The sequence below is a fragment of the Accumulibacter sp. genome (genome assembly GCF_029255125.1).
In the GTDB taxonomy this organism is placed as follows: Bacteria; Pseudomonadota; Gammaproteobacteria; order Burkholderiales; family Rhodocyclaceae; genus Accumulibacter.
In genome coordinates, this window is the sequence record NZ_JAPUVR010000100.1 from 38480 (window position 1) to 55316 (window position 16837).

Genomic DNA, 16837 nt, shown 5'->3' on the forward strand with positions numbered 1-16837 from the left:
TCCCGTAGCCGTTGCGATGCCGATTCGTTTCTGAGGGGAATGATCATGATGAATCTGTATTCGGGAACCACCTGCCCATTCAGCCACCGCTGCCGCATCGTGCTGTATGAGAAGGGGATGGATTTCCAGGTGATCGACGTCGACCTGTTTGCCAAACCGGAAGACAATGCCATCATCAACCCCTACGGGCGCGTTCCGGTACTCGTCGAGCGCGATCTGATCCTCTATGAACCGAACATCATCAATGAGTATATCGACGAGCGTTTTCCCCATCCGCAGTTGATGCCGGCCGATCCGATCATGCGCGCGCGCGCGCGACAATTGCTGATTACGATGGAACGCGAGGTGTTTTCGTACATCGAAGCGCTGGAAAAGAACGGCAAGGCGGCCGACAGATCGCGTCAGCAGATCCGTGATCGGCTGACCGAGATGGCGCCAGTCTTTGTCAAACAGAAGCACATGTTGGGCGAGGACTTTTCGATGCTCGATGTGGCCATCGCGCCGCTCCTCTGGCGGCTCGACCATTACGGTATCGAGTTGCCGAGAACTGCTGCACCGCTTATGAAGTACGGCGAACGAATCTTCAGCCGGCAGGGCTTTATCGACGCGCTCACGCCGTCGGAAAAGGCCATGCGCAAGTAGCGCACAGCCTTGTCGCATTTGGCGGCAGCGCCGGCCTGGTACGGCCTGTCGCCCTTCTCCGGGGAGTCCATGGAACTGCCGTCGACCAAGCCCTATCTGATTCGGGCCATTCACCAGTGGTGTTGCGACAACGGCTTCACGCCGTACTTGGCGGTGGTCGTCGATTCGCGCACGCGCGTCCCGCCCGAACATGTTCGAGATGGACAGATCGTCCTCAATATCGGCTATGAAGCGACGGCTCACCTCAGCCTGAGCAACGACGGGATCAGCTTTCAGGCCAGGTTTGGCGGAATGGCGCGCGAGATCGCCATTCCGGTCGGTAACGTGGCGGCAATCTACGCGCGCGAAAACGGTGCCGGGATGGCGTTCGAGCCGGAGCTTGCGACGGCTGGAGAAGCTACTGGGGAGACTGCCGCCGAGAGCCACTCGGCGACCGAGGAACCCGACCCGACGACGCCATCGCCGTCGGCTGGCCGCCCGCGGCTACAGCGCGTCAAGTGATCTACCATCGGACTCGGAGCAGGGCAACCCGAGTCCCGCTGGCGAACAGAACACGAGCCCGGCTGGTGCGCGCGCGCTGTCGCCACTGTTGCGTCCAAGGCGACCGCTGCCGGATGCTACAGTTGATCGACGGAAGCGCACGTGAGCTGATCCTGATCCTGCTGCTGCCGGTACTCAGCCGAGCGGGCGTGTGCTGCGAGGCCTTCGCCGTAGGCAAGCGTTGCTGCGATCTCACCCAGGGCGTGTGCACCACTGCCGGAAACGCGGATCAGGCTGCTTCGCTTCTGAAAATCGTAGACCCCCAGGGGCGAAGAAAAGCGTGCGCTGCCCGAGGTGGGTAGGACGTGGTTGGGGCCGGCGCAGTAGTCACCGAGTGATTCTGAGGTGAACGGGCCAAGAAAGATCGCCCCAGCATGGCGAATGTGGGTTAGCCAGTCTTCCGCGTTGGCGAGGGCGAGCTCAAGATGTTCGGGGGCTATCCGGTTGGCGATCCGGCAGGCCTCGGCAAGGTCGCGAACGAGAATCAGGGCACCTCGATTTTCCAGCGCCGACCGGATGATCTGCCGGCGCGGCATGCTCGGGAGCAGCCGCGCGAGTGCCTCAGCGACTTGGTCGAGGTGCTCGGCGTTCGGCGAAATGAGAATGGGCTGCGCCAGCTCGTCGTGTTCCGCTTGCGAAAAAAGATCCATGGCGAGCCAGTCTGGACTGGCAAGGCCGTCAGAAATGATCAGGATCTCCGACGGTCCGGCGAGCATGTCAATGCCGACGATGCCGAAGACGCGGCGTTTGGCCGCGGCGACGTAGGCGTTGCCCGGGCCAACGATCTTGTCTACCTTGGGAACGGTTTGCGTGCCGTAGGCGAGTGCGGCGACCGCTTGCGCGCCGCCGATCGTGAACACGCGGTCTACGCCGGCGAGGGCCGCCGCCGCGAGCACCATCGGATTGCGTTCGCCAGCCGGTGTTGGAACAACCATGATGAGTTCCTCGACCCCGGCGACGCGCGCCGGGATTGCGTTCATCAGCACCGACGACGGATATGACGCCTTACCGCCCGGCACATAGAGTCCGACACGTTCGAGCGGGGTGACTTTCTGGCCGAGCAAGGTACCGCGCAGCGGCCCTTCCTCCTCCTCATAGTGCCAACTCTGCAGCGGTTGGCGCAGATGGTAGCTCCGTATCCGTTCGGCGGCTGCCGTGAGCGCAGTCCGCTGCTTCTCGGGTAGTCTTGCCAGCGCCTGCTGCATCTCGTCTGGAGCAAGTTCGAGTTCACCTGCCGAGTGGACCGCGATGCGGTCGAAGCGGGCGGTGTACTCGATCAGTGCAGCATCGCCTCGTTGCCTGACGTCGGCCAGGATGGCTGTAACCGTTGCCTCGACCGCGTCGTCCTGAGCCGATTCAAAGGCGAGCAGCGTCTCGATACGTGCCGCAAAATCCGCATCGGCGGTCGTCAAGCGCTTGATTGCGATCATTGTTTGACCACGCTGGCGAGTGCGGCGAGAATCGGCATCAAGCGTTCCCGCTTGATCTTCAGCGCCGCCTGGTTGACGATCAGGCGCGAGGAGATATCCATGATATGTTCGACAGCGACAAGATTGTTTGCCTTGAGCGTGCTTCCGGTCGACACCAGGTCGACGATGGCATCGGCAAGGCCGGCAAGCGGCGCCAATTCCATCGACCCGTAGAGCTTGATCAGGTCGACATGGACGCCTTTGGCGGCAAAATGTTCACGCGCGATATTGACATACTTGCTTGCCACCCTGAGGCGGGCACCTTGGCGAACTGCCGTCTGGTAGTCGAAACCAAGCGATGCGGCGACCATCATTCGGCAGCAGGCGATGCGCAGATCGATCGGCTGGTAAAGGCCTTCGCTGCCGTGCTCGAGCAGGATGTCGCGGCCGGCGACGCCGAGATCGGCCGCGCCGTATTGGACGTAGGTTGGCGCATCGCTCGCCCGGACGATGACTACGCGTACGTCAGCAACGTTGGTCGGGATGATCAGGCGGCGCGAAGTCTCCGGATCCTCGTGCGGAACGATGCCGGCGCTGGCCAGCAGGGGGAGCGTTTCGGCGAAGATGCGCCCCTTCGAGAGGGCAATGGTGATCCCATTCACGACATCGTTCCGGACGGAAAACCGATATTCTAGCGTAAGCGACCGTCGCTTCGTGCCGGGCAGCAGGCGGGAGAGGCCAGCGGCTGGCCGCCGCGTTGCGGCTTTTGTGCATGCAAAGCAGCCGGTTCCGCTGACAAATAGCGTATGATTCGGCCGCAGCAAGATCAGCCGGGCCATTTCAGCCAATAAAGGCAACAAGCGTGCTCGACGACCCGTCGAGTGAGGGAATGCGGCGAAATGCGGCGGCCCTGGACGGCAGACCGTTTACCGCCGGCTGCGCATAGGGGAAAGGAGGGATTTTCGATGGAACAAGCCACACTGTATTTCAACCTTGTTTTAATTCTGGTTTTCGTCGCCGGCAACGCGTTTTTCGTCGGTTCGGAGATTGCCATTTCGTCAGCCCGGCGCAGCCGGATTCGACAACTCGCCGAGGACGGCGACAAGCGCGCAGCACGCGTCGAAATGTTGCACAACGAACCCGAACGCTTCTATTCGGTGACGCAGGTGGGCATTACCCTGGTCTCGCTCGGTCTCGGTGCGGTTGGCATGGAAACGATCAGTAATCTGACCGATTCGAGCTTCGTCAAGCTGTTTTCGCTGTTCGGCAATAGCGAAGCGCTGATCAAGGCGGCGCATACGGTGTCGTACGTCTTCGCTTTCGTCGTCATCTCCTTCCTGCATGTCGTTGCCGGCGAACTCGCGCCGAAGGTGCTGGCTTTTCACAAGGCCGAACAACTGAGCATGGCGGTCGGCTGGAGCATCAACATCCTTTATCTGACTTTCCGGCCACTGATCTACGTCATGAAGCTGTCATCGAATGCACTGCTCTGGGTTTTCGGGCAACGCGATCTCGGCGGCGGGCACGGCGAAAGCCACTTCACGATGTCGGTCGAAGAGATTCGCATGATCCTCTCGGCCAGCGAGAAGGACGGCACGCTGGCCCGCGAGGAAACCGAAATGATCCGCGGTGTCTTCAAGCTGGACGAACATACCGTGCGCGAGGCGATGATTCCGCGTACCGAGATTCGGGCGCTGGCGCAGGAAGAGACGCTGGCTACCGCGCTGCGCTACTTCCGTGACATGCCACACGCGCGCTTCCCGGTTTACGACAAGAGCCTGGACCGGATCACCGGGGTGGTCGCGATCAAGGAACTGCTCACCGTGATGGCTGAAAGCAGCGGCGAGACGCTCGAGGACGTCAGCCGCAAGCCGGTCAGCGACTTCGCTCAGGCGCCGTACATCGTGCCCAACAGCAAACTGCTGAGCGACCTCTTGAAGGACTTCAAGCGCACACGCCAGCAGATGGCGGTCGTCATCGACGAGTATGGCGGGACGGAAGGCATCATCACGCTGGAAGACATTCTGGAAGAGATCGTCGGCGAATACGAGGATGAGTTCACCCGGCAGGCCCGGCGTGTCAAGAAACTCGTTGGCAGCCAGTACGAGATCGACGCCTCGATGCGCGTTTCCGACCTTGAAACCTTGCTCGACTTCCCGTTCCCGAAAGACGACGACTACGTTACGCTGGCCGGCCTCTTCTACAAAAAACTGGGCAGCGTGCCGCGTGTTGGCGATTCCGTGATGCTTGAGGGCGCCCGGTTGACCGTGATCGAGATGGACAACCACCGGATCACGCTGTTGAAATTCGAGGACACCGCGATCGGCGATGACGGCGTCGTTCGCCTGGTAGACAATTCTTCAGCCGCCGATCCAGCAGCGCTGACACCTGCGCCACAGTCGGCCGAGGGAGCCGCGCCGTCGGCCGCCGGGAATTCCGCAGCCTCGGGCGATGCGCCGCAGGCGGAGCCCCAGCGGTGAGTGAGCTTAGCTTCCGCCGCCGTGCTCCGGCCTGAGGGCTGTGCCCCTCAGGCTGACGCCGGTTTGTTCTAGCGGACGCAGTCGACAGAGTAGACTGGTTTGCCGGCGACCATCGCCTTGACGAGCCCGTGCACATCCGTCTCGAAACCGGGGAAACGTTCGTTGAAGTCGCGCGCGAACTGTAGATAGCGGACAATCGTCGCATTGAAGCGCTCGCCCGGGATGAGCAGTGGAATGCCGGGCGGGTAGGGCGTGAGCAACGTGCTGGTAATGCGCCCCTCGAGGTCGTCGATCGGCACGCGGTCGATTTCGCGATGCGCCATGCGGGAAAAGGCATCGGTTGGTTTCATCGCCGGTTCCATGTCCGACAGGTACATGCGTGTGGTCAGGTGCGCGACATCGTTGGCGGCGTAGATGCCATGAATCTGTCGGCACAGATCCTTCAGGCCATACGCCTCATAACGCGGGTTCTTGGCGAGAAACTCCGGCATCACTTTCCACAGCGGCAGATTCTGGTCGTAGCCGTCCTTGAACTGCTGCAACTCGGTGACCATCGTATTCCAGCGACCTTTCGTGATGCCGATGGTGAACATGATGAAGAACGAGTAGAGCCCACATTTCTCGACGATGATTCCGTGTTCGGCCAGATATTTGGTGACGATCGCAGCGGGGATGCCGGATTCGGCAAACTCGCCGTCCACGTCCAGACCGGGGGTGATGATCGTTGCCTTGATCGGATCGAGCATGTTGAAGCCTTCGGCGAGCATGCCGAAGCCATGCCAGCGTTCGCCCGGCTTCAGGATCCAGGCGGCGCGGTCCTCAATTCCTTCGCTTGGGGCCTCATCCGGACCCCACACCTTGAACCACCAATCGGCACCCCATTCGCCGGCGACCTTGCGCATCGTGCTGCGGAAGTTGAGGGCCTCGGCAATCGACTCCTCGACCAGCGCCGTGCCGGCCGGCGCTTCCATCATCGCCGCCGCCACGTCGCAGGAGGCGATGATCGCGTACTGCGGCGAGGTCGACGTGTGCATCAGGTAGGCCTCATTGAAGACATCGCGATCAAGTCGCCGCCCCTCAGAATCCTGCACCAGGATTTGCGAGGCTTGCGACAGGCCGGCTAGCAGCTTGTGAGTGGATTGCGTCGAGAAGATCATCGCATCCTTGCAGCGCCGGCGGTCGGCGCCGATGGCGTGGTAGTCGCCGTAGAAATCGTGGAAAGCGGCGTGTGGCAACCACGCTTCATCGAAATGCAGGGTATCGATGGCACCGTCGAGCATTTCCTTGATCTCTTCGACGTTATACAGGATGCCGTCATAAGTGCTCTGGGTGATCGTGAGCACGCGCGGTTTCGCCTTGACTGCGCGGGCAAAGGGGTGCGCCTCGATCTTCTTCTGAATGTTCTCCCAACGGAACTCGTCCTTCGGAATTGGTCCGATGATGCCGTAATGGTTGCGCGTCGGCATCAGGAAGACGGGAACTGCGCCCGTCATGATGATCGAATGAAGGACGGACTTGTGGCAGTTGCGATCGACGATGACCACATCGCCCGGGGCGACTGTCGAGTGCCAGACGATCTTGTTGGACGTGGACGTGCCGTTAGTGACGAAGAAAAGATGATCGGCGTTGAAGATGCGTGCTGCATTGCGCTCGGAGGCGGCGACCGGCCCGGTGTGATCGAGCAGTTGGCCGAGCTCTTCGACCGCGTTGCAGACATCGGCGCGCAACATGTTCTCGCCAAAAAACTGATGAAACATTCGACCGACCGGGCTCTTCAGGAAAGCAACGCCACCCGAGTGTCCTGGGCAATGCCAGGAGTATGACCCGTCTTCGGCATAGTGGGTGAGGGCACGGAAGAAGGGTGGCGCGAGACTTTCGAGATAGGCGCGCGCTTCGCGCACGACGTAGCGGCCGATGAACTCCGGCGTATCCTCGAACATGTGGATGAAGCCATGCAACTCGCGCAGCACGTCGTTCGGGATGTGGCGCGAGGTTCTCGTCTCGCCGTAGAGGAAGATCGGAATGTCCTCGTTTCTGCAGCGTATTTCCTTGACAAAGGCGCGCAGGCCGGCAACCGTTGCATCCGCTTTGCCGTTCCGGAAGTCCTCGTCGTCGATCGACAGAATGAACGCCGAGGCGCGGCTTTGCTGCTGGGCAAAGGAGGTAAGGTCACCGTAGCTGGTCAGGCCGAAGACCTCGAAACCTTTTTTCTCGATCGCTTTGGCCAGAGCCCGGATGCCGAGACCGCCGGTGTTCTCCGAGCGGTAGTCCTTGTCGATGACGATGACCGGGAAGTTGAAGTGCATGAGCAATCCAGTCGCGACGATGAACGATGGCAAGCGAGACGGTGGCTACCGCCCGCCGCTTACATCTTGGGTAAGGTGACTCCCAGCTGACCTTGGTACTTGCCACCACGGTCCCGGTACGATGTTTCACACTCCTCATCGGACTCGAAGAAAAGAACCTGGGCAATACCCTCGTTAGCGTATATCTTCGCCGGCAGGGGCGTCGTATTCGAGAACTCGAGCGTCACATGGCCTTCCCATTCGGGCTCGAACGGCGTGACGTTGACAATGATTCCACAGCGGGCATAGGTACTCTTGCCCAGGCAAACGGTCAGCACTTTGCGCGGGATGCGAAAGTATTCGACAGTTCGCGCCAGGGCAAACGAGTTTGGCGGAATGATGCAGAAGTCGTTACGGACTTCGACGAACGAGTTGGGGTCGAAGGCCTTGGGGTCCACGATCGTCGAGTTGAGATTCGTAAACAACTTGAATTCGTCTGAGCAGCGGATGTCGTAGCCGTAGCTCGAAGTGCCGTAGGAGACGATACGGCGGCCCTCTATTTCGCGCACCTGCCGTGGCTCGAAGGGTTCGATCATGCCGTACTCTGCCGCCATGCGGCGGATCCACTTATCCGACTTGATGGACATCGCTGGTCACCCGGGCACCGATAAAGCTCAGGGGCTCATTCTACGGTGTCCGGACAACAGAAGGAACAGCTAACCGCGAACACCAGGGCAATTGCATGAATGCCAATGTCGTTGACCCTCTGGAATAGTGGTTTACCGTCAATGAGTTAGGAAAGGGGGCTGTTCACAGCCCTATGATTTGTGTAGTTTTCTGTCTTTTTGGGGTAGGCCATGAAGGCAGAAAATTCGGTTCGGCTGCTAGACGTGTGGGTTGGGGTGCGCGATCCAAGACAAGCAACAAAGGTTGAGCACGAGCTGGTGGAATTGCTCGTAATGGCGGTGTGCGCGGTGCTGTCTGGCGCGGACACGTTCGTGGCGATCGAGGAGTGGGCGAAAGAGAAAGTTGACTGGCTACGCAACTACCTGAAACTTAGGTCGGGTATCCCGTGTCATGACACCTTCGGCAGGGTCTTCGCAGCGATCGCCCCGGACGAATTTAGCGCGGCGTTCTTGCGCTGGGTAGGCCAAGTCGTGCCGTCGTTGGCCCAAGGGGAAGTCGTCGCGATCGATGGGAAGACGAGCCGGCGATCGGGGAAAGTGGATGCCACGCCGTTGCATCTGGTCAGCGCGTTTGCCGCGCAAGCGGGGTTGGTCTTGGGGCAGCGTGCGACCGCAGCCAAGTCGAACGAGAAGACGGCGATTCCCGAGCTGTTGGCAACCTTGGCGCTGGAAGGTTGCATCGTCACGATCGATGCCATGGGCACTCAGCCCAGCATTGCACAAGCGATTCGCGATCGGGGTGCCGACTATATCCTACCGATCAAAGACAATCAGCCCACGCTGGCTGAATCAATGCAGGACTTTCTCGAGGCCTTCCAAGCCGCCCCAGGCAAGACGCCGCATCAGTTTCACGAAGCCGTCGAGAAAGACCACGGCCGCTTCGAAGTCCGCCGCTGCCATGTCTTCGACCAACTCGACTGCCTGCACGCCCCGCAGCGCTGGCCGGACCTCAAGGCATTCGCCATCGTCACCACAGAGCGGACGATCAAGGGAAAAACCTCCACTGAACGTCGCCTCTACGTGACCAGCCTTGCACCCGACGCGCAGCGCATCAATGAAGCCATCCGCATGCACTGGCGCGTCGAGAACAGCCTGCATTGGTGCATGGATGTCGTCTTTTCCGACGATCAAATGCGCGCCCGCACCGATCACGCCGCCCACAATCTCTCCGTGTTGCGCCAGTTCGTCTTGAACCTGCTGCGCCTTGCACCTGTACGGCGCAAGGGCGGCCTCAAGGTTCAGCGCCTTATCGCAGCAACCTCCGATACCTTCCGTGCTGAACTCCTCGGCTTGACATGAGATTCATGCAATTGCCCTGCCGCGAACACCTGGTGCTCGCGGCACCGTCCTCAGGTGTTCTGCACGATGATGTTGGGAAATTTTGCGCTCATGTCGCGCGCGCGCTCGGCAACCTTGATCGCCAACCGGCGGGCGATCGCCCGGTAAATCTCTGCTGCACGCGAGGCGGGTGCGCTGACCACCGTCGGCTGCCCGGCGTCGGTCATCTCGCGAATGCCGATCTCGAGCGGCAAGGCGCCGAGCAGTTCGCTGCCGTAGTCCCGACAAATCTGCTCGCCGCCACCTTGACCGAAGATGTGTTCTTCATGACCGCATTGTGAGCAGATGTGCAGCGTCATGTTCTCGACCAGGCCGAGGATCGGGATGCCCACCTTCTCGAACATCTTGAGCCCCTTGCGGGCGTCGATCAAGGCAATGTCCTGCGGCGTGGTGACGATCACCGCACCAGTTACCGGGACCTTCTGCGCTAGCGTCAACTGCGTGTCGCCCGTACCCGGCGGCATGTCGACGATCAGGTAGTCTACATCGTGCCAGTTCGTCTGCTTGAGCAACTGCTCGAGCGCCTGCGTCACCATCGGTCCGCGCCAGACCATCGGCGAGTCGACATCGATCATGAAGCCGATCGACATCGCTTGCAGGCCGTGCGCGAGCAGCGGCTCGATCGATGCGCCGTCCGGCGACTCGGGCTTCTGTCCGGCAAGTCCGAGCATCTGCGGCTGCGATGGACCGTAGATGTCGGCGTCGAGCAAGCCCACGACGGCACCTTCCTGGGCCAACGCCAGCGCCAGATTCACCGCCGTGGTGCTTTTTCCGACACCGCCCTTGCCAGAGGCGACGGCAATGATGTTCTTCACGCCGGGCAGAGGCTTAAGGCCGCGCTGCACTGTGTGCGCAACGATCTTGCTGGTCACGCCGACGCTGACGTTGTCGACGCCAGGAATCGCTTTGAGTGCGCTCACCACCGTGCGTCGGATGTGGTCGAACTGGCTCTTGGCCGGATAGCCCAGTTCGATGTCGAGCGATACGTCCGCGCCCTCGACCTTGAGGTTCCGCGCCGAGCGGGTCGACACATAATCCTTCCCGGTGTTCGGGTCGGTTACTTTCTTCAGCGCGGCCAATGCGGATTCAGTGCTTACAGCCATCAGTCAAAGCTCCCCAATGTAGATACCCGAGTGTTCCACTATAGTTTACCCGAAAGATCGGTAAAACGCACGCCGTTCGCGGTCGAGCGCCGGGTGTCCAGCAAGCTGTCGGTCGCCTGCACGGACGGTCAGGAATCGCAGCCCTCGGCGCCTCCTCGGGAGTCGGCAAACGTGCGCGCATCCCGCCGGCGCAGCAGATGGTCCTAAAGGTGTGGCCGATGGCGCCGATTACGAACTGATGGGGCGATAGACGACAAGGCGACGAGAGGTGCTTGCAAAGTTGACAGCGGCAGCGTGGACGAAGCGTGGCGGCATCGTGTTGCCTGTCGTCGGCGCCGGCTCCGTCGCTGGGTGCGTGGCGAGCGGAGACTACTTCGCTGTGCCCGCCCGTGCGGGCAGGGTGATTGTCCCGGGCAGAACGCTGGGCTGCGCGCTCATGAAACAAAAGGACGGGGTTCGGACCGTTCGTCGGGTCTTTGCCAGGACTCCGCTGCAAAAAAAGTTGACGACGCGCTCCTGCGACCCCTCCGACGACACACCTGCTGTGCTGCCGAAGCGCGTCCCGAGGCGGAATGAGCAGTCGGTTCGTGCCCGTTGCAACGGTGACAACACGTGTCGGCCGTGGTCCCAGCCGCCGCCGCTGACCGCCAACGGAGAGTGCCTTGGCAAGGACGATCAAGGCGCGCAGCGGCGTTTCGGGGCCGCCTGCCGGAAATGGAGAAGGCATGCGCGTACCTGCCCATTGCGCACTACGCAACGTGAGGCCGAGGAGGGAATGCGCGATGGATCGGCGTCGGTCTACGCCAGGCGACGGGATTGGGGTCTCTTCCGAGTTAGCGAGCAGACGGCGGTCTGCAATGAACGTTGGTCACGTCCGCTGGCTTGCCGCGTGCATGACGCGACCGTGGCGGTTGGATTAACATGACGGAACTGGGCGGCCCATGGCCCATCTCCCGAGGAAGACGAAAATGTCCGAATTATTGAAGAATATTGACGCGCGCACCAAGCTGGCCGGGACCAACAAGCTGGAGATTCTGCTCTTTTCGCTCGGCACCGATACCCGCACCGGGCGGCGCGAGACCTTCGGGATCAATGTGTTCAAGGTACGCGAGGTGATGCGCACGCCGCCGATTACGGCAGCGCCGGAGATGCCAGCCTCGGTCGTCGGCATGGTCAGTCTGCGTGGTGTTCTGGTGCCAGTGGTCGATCTTGCCCGCTACGCCGGCGTCGAGTGCGAGGTGGCGCGGGGAATCATGATCGTCACCGAATACGCCGGGCACACACAGGGCTTTCTCGTCGAAGCGGTCGATACGATTCTGCGCCTTGACTGGAGCCAGATGCGGGTTCCGCCGGCGATGCTTCTGGCCGAAATGGGTGGCCTGGTGACGGCAGTCACCGAACTTGCCGACGGCCGGCTGGTGATGATGATGGACGTCGAGAAAATCCTCTCGGAAACGACGAGTTACGATGACGAAATCGTCTATCGGAACATCAAGCCGCTGGAGCATCCCGAGCTGACAGTGTTTTTTGCCGACGATTCGTCGGTGGCGCGGCGTCAGATCGAGCGGACGCTGCAGGCGATGGGGGTGAAGTATGTTGCCACGATCAACGGTCGTGAGGCCTGGGATGAGCTGGAAAAAATGGCTGCGTATGCGACATCGTCGGGTCAGCAGGTGGCGGATCTGGTCAGTCTCGTGCTGACCGATATCGAGATGCCGGAAATGGACGGGTACATTCTGACCAAGAAGATCAAGTCCGATCCCCGCTTTGCCGACGTGCCGGTGATCATGCACTCGTCCTTGTCGGGCATGTCGAATCAGCAACTCGGCAAGTCGGTCGGTGTTGATGAGTACGTGCCCAAGTTTGAGCCACAGCGGCTGTCGGAGACGTTGACCCGTCGCTTGTTGAACGTGGCACATCCGGTCGTCTGAGGCGCCAGGGCAAGAGACCTTTTGGGAGCGATACGATGGATCTGGTAGAACGGAAGAGCTTGCTCGAAGGCGTAGACGCGAGAACCCGGCTGGCCGGCTCGAACAAGATGGAAATCCTCCTCTTTTCGCTCGGTACGCGCGAGACCTTCGGGATAAACGTGTTCAAGGTGCGCGAGGTTGGGCGGACGCCGCACATCACCAAGACGCCGAACATGCCGCGTGGCGTCGAGGGATTGATTTCCTTGCGCGGCAACGTGATTCCGGTCCTCTCGCTGATCTCGTTTCTCGAACATCGGGGAGAGGCGGTCGATTCGGGCAAGACGATGATGGTCGCCGAATACTCGAAGCGGACGCTGGGTTTCCTGGTTCACGAAGTCGATCGGATCATCCGCGTCGACTGGGAAAGGGTGAAGGCGCCGGAAAGCGTTTTGTCGACCAATCAGGGTCTGATCACCGCCATCACGGAACTGGAAGACGGCAAACTGGTATCGATTCTCGATGTCGAGCAGATCCTGGCCAATGCCTTCGGCGAAGCGATCATCATCGACATTCCACCAGCGAACGTCGGCGAGGATGTTGGCGTCTTCTTTGCCGATGACTCGATCGTCGCGCGCCGGAAGATCGTCGAAGTGCTCGACAAGCTCGGCGTCAAACACAAGCACGCAACCAATGGTGCCGAAGCTTTGGCGCGGCTGCAGGGAATCGCGGCCCATGCGGCCCAGAACGGGCGGAGCGTACGCGATGAAATCCGCCTGATTCTGGTGGACGCCGAAATGCCTGAGATGGATGGTTACGTGTTGACCAAGCACCTCAAGAGCGATGCGCGTTTTTCCGGCGTTCCGGTGGTCATGCATTCGTCGCTTTCATCCGAAGCCAACCGGGCCATGGGCAAGACCGTCGGGGTGGATGCCTACGTTGCCAAATTCGACGCCGAAGTTCTTGCCGATACGTTGCGTCCATTGCTCGAACGCTAGACAACAGGAGTAAGGAATGGCTGATCCAAAATTGAAGATCCTTGTCGTGGACGACTTCTCGACGATGCGGCGAATCGTCAGGAATCTCCTGAAGGAACTTGGGTTCTCCAACGTTGATGAAGCGGAAGATGGGGCGATCGCCCTGCAAAAACTGCAGAACGGTACCTTCGAGTTTGTCGTGACCGACTGGAACATGCCCAACATGGACGGACTGCAGCTTCTTCAGGCGGTGCGCGGATCGCCGACGCTCAAGCACTTGCCGGTTCTGATGATTACCGCAGAGGCGAAGAAGGAGAACATCATTGCAGCCGCACAAGCGGGGGCGAGCGGCTACATCGTCAAACCGTTTACAGCGGCGACTCTGTCCGAGAAGCTGCAGAAGATTTTCGACAAGATGGGTGGCTGAGATGAGTGACGCCAACGTGACCGGGGACTCGAAGGAACTGGAAGATCTGTTCGACAGCATTGCCTATGGAAGTGCCGCGCCGGCGGTAGCCAGCCCACCCGCGCGCAAGCCGTCGCTACTGGATCAGTTGCATGAGGGGAATGCCGGAGCCGACGACAACGAAGAACTGCAAGCCTTGTTTGACTCGCTGGTCGATGGCCGGGGGTCGGCTGAGGGACTTGCCGATCAGCAAGCGGCGCCGGTTGGGGACGAGGAATGGCAGGGGCAGGGGAAAGTGTTTCGACGCGTGGGTCAGATGGCCAGGCAGTTGCATGACACGCTGCGCGAGCTCGGTTACCACGAGTTGATCGAAAGCACGGTCGCCGCCATCCCCGATACGCGTGACAGGTTGTCGTACGTGGCCAATCTGACCGAGCAGGCCGCCTGCCGCGTGCTCAATGCGACCGATATCGCAAATCCCTTGTTGGAAGAGCTTGACGCGCGCGCGACGGCACTCGCCGGTGAGTGGGATGCCGTGTTTGCCAACCGGATCGGGGTCGATCAGTTCAAGGCGTTGGCCGAAGACACGCGTCGTTTCTTGAAGACCGGTTTGCCCGAAAAGACCGGTGCGACCAAAGCGCAACTGCTCGAGATCATGATGGCACAGGATTTTCAGGATCTCACCGGGCAGGTCATCAAGAAGATCATTTCGGTTGCGCAGGAGCTCGAAACACAACTCATGGACGTGCTGATCGAGACGATGCCGGGGGAACGGCGCACTGAGTCGGTAATGGGTCTGCTGAACGGACCAGTGATCAACGCGGAAGGGTGCAGCGATGCCGTCGCAAGCCAGCAGCAAGTCGATGATTTGCTCGACAGCCTGGGCTTTTAGGAGAGCAAGATGAGTGACTTTGCCGGGATGGAAGACCTGTTGCGGGACTTTCTGCAGGAGGCGGGCGATCTGCTGTCCGACGTCGACAACAAGCTGGTCGAACTTGAGCGCAGCCCTGCCGATCGCCAACTGCTGAACGACATCTTTCGCGGTTTTCACACCATCAAGGGCGGTGCCGGGTTCCTCAATGCGGTCGAACTGGTGAAGCTCTGTCACCTGACCGAGAATCTTTTCGACAAACTGAGAAACGCCGAGATGGTTCTGACACCGAGCCTGATGGATATCATCATGGCGGCGACGCAGGGCGTGCGACAGATGTTTGCCGAGATTGGCCAGGGAGTACAGCCGCGCTCGGCCGAGGCCGAGATCCTTGCTGCTCTACGCAGTGTGCTTGACGGACAAGCGCCGGGCAAGCCAGCGGAGACGCCTGAGACGCCCGCGCGGCCTTCCAAACCGGAGACGCTGGTCACCAGTCCGCCCGCTGGCGGCGCTCAGGGTGGCCCCGACTGGCACGCTCTGCATGCGGCTGTTTCAGGAAGTCAGGTATCGCGGGCCACCTCGCTGACCGCCGTCAGCCCTGCTGGCGCACCCGTCGCCGCGCCAGCAACGCCGGCAGTGCCGGCGCCGAACGTCGAGAGCGGGGAGATGCGGCCGCATTTCCCACCCGAGGGACGCCGCGCAACGGACAAACCCGGTGCCGTCGCGAGCGGTGCGGTCTCCGGGCGGCGGGCTGACGAAAGGGCGGCCAATCGCGAGACAACGATCCGCGTAGACACCGCGCGCCTCGACCAGGTGCTCAACCTGTCGGGCGAAATCGGTCTGACCAAGAACCGGCTGACCAGCTTGCGCGCCGACATTCTTGCCGGGCGAAGCGACAGCGAGACTTTGCAGGCACTTGACCAGGCGGTGAGTCAACTCGACCTGCTGGTCTCCGACCTGCAAAACTCGGTGATGAAGACCCGCATGCAGCCGATTGGCCGGCTGTTCCAGAAGTACCCACGGATTGCGCGCGATCTGGCGCGGCAGTTGGGCAAGGATGTCGAACTCGCGTTGCTCGGCGAAGAGACCGAGGTCGACAAGACGATGATCGAAGACCTTGCCGATCCGCTGATACACCTCATCCGGAATGCCGTCGATCACGGCGTCGAGGCACCGGACGAACGCGTGCTGGCGGGTAAACCGGAGAAAAGTGTCGTTCGGCTGGAAGCACGCCAGGAGGGCGACCACATCGTTCTGATCGTCGCCGACGACGGGCGTGGCATGAGTGCCGAGCGTATCCGGGCGAAAGCGATCGAAAAGAACATCATTTCGGAGGAAGAAGCGAATACTCTGGATGACCGCCAGAGCCTCAATCTGATCTTCCTGCCCGGCTTTTCGACGATGTCGCAGGCGTCGGCGGTGTCCGGACGCGGTGTCGGGATGGATGTTGTCAAGACCAACATCCAGAAGCTGAACGGCTCGATCGAAATTCGCTCCGAACCCGGGAAAGGTTCGGTCTTCATCATTTCGTTGCCGCTCACCTTGGCGATCCTGCCGGTCCTCCTCGTTCTTCTCGGCGAGCAGCCGTTCGCCCTGCCCTTGTCTATGGTCAGGGAGATTCTGCCGATCGACCATGCCGCAATGCAGGAGGTGGGCGGCAAAGAAACACTTGTTGTACGTGGGGAGATTCTGCCGGTCATCGCCCTGTCGCGCCTGCTCGGCTGGCCACAGGTTCAGCAGCCTGAGTATGGCGTCCTGATGCAGACCGCCGAACGCAGTTTCATCCTGGCAGTCGACAATTTTGCTGGCCGTGACGACGCCGTGATCAAGGCGCTCGACGATTTTCGCCCGCGCGGAGTGGCTGGCGTGACGACCCTGTCGAACGGCCAGATCGTCCTGATTCTGGACATGAAGGAGTTGTTGGCCGACCTTGCCTCAAACGCTGAACGCGACACTCGTGGCAGTCACGTCCGGGCGTTGGAGTTGTTCGCCTGAGCGGCTGAGCAAGCGATCGCCATCTGTCGGCTAAGACCCGGAGAACGAGCGAGCCTTTCGCGTTTGGTCGCGAGGCGTCAGCCGGCACGTGTAGCGCGCACCGCTGCGCGCTCGATGGGCTTGGTGCGACTGATTCGCCAACCGGTAAACCGGCCGTCGAGGGGGCTTCTGCCCCCTCTTTTCTCGTTCGTCGAGCGA

At 60.9% G+C, this 16837-nt stretch carries 14 protein-coding genes; 9 read left to right on the plus strand and 5 right to left on the minus strand.

Annotated features, from left to right (window positions below; all coding sequences use genetic code 11):
* Positions 1 to 45: 45 nt before the first annotated feature.
* Positions 46 to 642 carry a glutathione S-transferase N-terminal domain-containing protein gene (locus tag Q1L59_RS08605; RefSeq protein ID WP_300330903.1) on the plus strand — a complete coding sequence of 199 codons (597 nt, stop codon included), beginning with the start codon at positions 46 to 48 and terminating at the stop codon, positions 640 to 642.
* A 69-nt stretch (positions 643 to 711) separates the two neighbouring features.
* Positions 712 to 1143 (plus strand): ClpXP protease specificity-enhancing factor, encoded by a 432-nt coding sequence (locus tag Q1L59_RS08610; RefSeq protein ID WP_300330906.1) that lies wholly within the window; start codon positions 712 to 714, stop codon positions 1141 to 1143.
* Between the two features lie 116 nt (positions 1144 to 1259).
* Here Q1L59_RS08610 and hisD read toward each other — a convergent pair whose 3' ends face one another.
* Entirely contained in the window at positions 1260 to 2612 is a 1353-nt protein-coding gene (hisD, locus tag Q1L59_RS08615; RefSeq protein ID WP_300330908.1) for a histidinol dehydrogenase, read from the minus strand.
* Positions 2609 to 3253: an ATP phosphoribosyltransferase gene (hisG, locus tag Q1L59_RS08620; RefSeq protein WP_300330911.1), complete on the minus strand. Its 645-nt coding sequence runs from the start codon at positions 3251 to 3253 to the stop codon at positions 2609 to 2611. Before hisG ends, hisD begins: the two co-directional genes overlap by 4 nt.
* A 303-nt stretch (positions 3254 to 3556) precedes the next feature.
* Here hisG and Q1L59_RS08625 point away from each other — a divergent pair, with 303 nt between their 5' ends.
* Positions 3557 to 5071 (plus strand): hemolysin family protein, encoded by a 1515-nt coding sequence (locus tag Q1L59_RS08625; protein WP_300330913.1) that lies wholly within the window; start codon positions 3557 to 3559, stop codon positions 5069 to 5071.
* Between the two features lie 68 nt (positions 5072 to 5139).
* Here the strand turns inward: Q1L59_RS08625 and Q1L59_RS08630 are convergent, their stop codons facing one another.
* Positions 5140 to 7377, minus strand: coding sequence for an arginine/lysine/ornithine decarboxylase (locus Q1L59_RS08630; protein WP_300330916.1), 2238 nt, complete (start codon positions 7375 to 7377; stop codon positions 5140 to 5142).
* 59 nt (positions 7378 to 7436) lie between these two features.
* Positions 7437 to 8003: a dCTP deaminase gene (dcd, locus tag Q1L59_RS08635; protein ID WP_300330918.1), complete on the minus strand. Its 567-nt coding sequence runs from the start codon at positions 8001 to 8003 to the stop codon at positions 7437 to 7439.
* A 210-nt stretch (positions 8004 to 8213) separates the two neighbouring features.
* On the opposite strand from dcd, the gene Q1L59_RS08640 reads away from it, so the two are divergent.
* Positions 8214 to 9341: an ISAs1 family transposase gene (locus tag Q1L59_RS08640; RefSeq protein ID WP_300330921.1), complete on the plus strand. Its 1128-nt coding sequence runs from the start codon at positions 8214 to 8216 to the stop codon at positions 9339 to 9341.
* A gap of 50 nt (positions 9342 to 9391) precedes the next feature.
* On the opposite strand, the gene apbC is transcribed toward Q1L59_RS08640, so the two are convergent.
* Positions 9392 to 10483 carry an iron-sulfur cluster carrier protein ApbC gene (apbC, locus tag Q1L59_RS08645; RefSeq protein ID WP_300330924.1) on the minus strand — a complete coding sequence of 364 codons (1092 nt, stop codon included), beginning with the start codon at positions 10481 to 10483 and terminating at the stop codon, positions 9392 to 9394.
* Positions 10484 to 11451: 968 nt separating this feature from the next.
* On the opposite strand from apbC, the gene Q1L59_RS08650 reads away from it, so the two are divergent.
* Genes Q1L59_RS08650 through Q1L59_RS08670 form a run of 5 tightly spaced genes read left to right on the plus strand, consistent with a single transcriptional unit; the run spans position 11452 to position 16639 of the window.
* Positions 11452 to 12414, plus strand: a complete 963-nt coding sequence (locus Q1L59_RS08650) for a chemotaxis protein (RefSeq protein ID WP_300330927.1) — start codon at positions 11452 to 11454, stop codon at positions 12412 to 12414.
* Between the two features lie 35 nt (positions 12415 to 12449).
* Positions 12450 to 13388: a chemotaxis protein gene (locus Q1L59_RS08655; RefSeq protein WP_300330930.1), complete on the plus strand. Its 939-nt coding sequence runs from the start codon at positions 12450 to 12452 to the stop codon at positions 13386 to 13388.
* A gap of 16 nt (positions 13389 to 13404) precedes the next feature.
* Complete coding sequence (gene cheY / locus Q1L59_RS08660; RefSeq protein ID WP_300330933.1) at positions 13405 to 13794, plus strand: chemotaxis response regulator CheY; 390 nt, start codon at positions 13405 to 13407, stop codon at positions 13792 to 13794.
* Position 13795: 1 nt separating this feature from the next.
* Positions 13796 to 14665 carry a protein phosphatase CheZ gene (gene cheZ / locus Q1L59_RS08665; RefSeq protein WP_300330936.1) on the plus strand — a complete coding sequence of 290 codons (870 nt, stop codon included), beginning with the start codon at positions 13796 to 13798 and terminating at the stop codon, positions 14663 to 14665.
* Positions 14666 to 14674: 9 nt separating this feature from the next.
* Positions 14675 to 16639 (plus strand): chemotaxis protein CheA, encoded by a 1965-nt coding sequence (locus Q1L59_RS08670; protein WP_300330939.1) that lies wholly within the window; start codon positions 14675 to 14677, stop codon positions 16637 to 16639.
* Positions 16640 to 16837 lie beyond the last annotated feature (198 nt).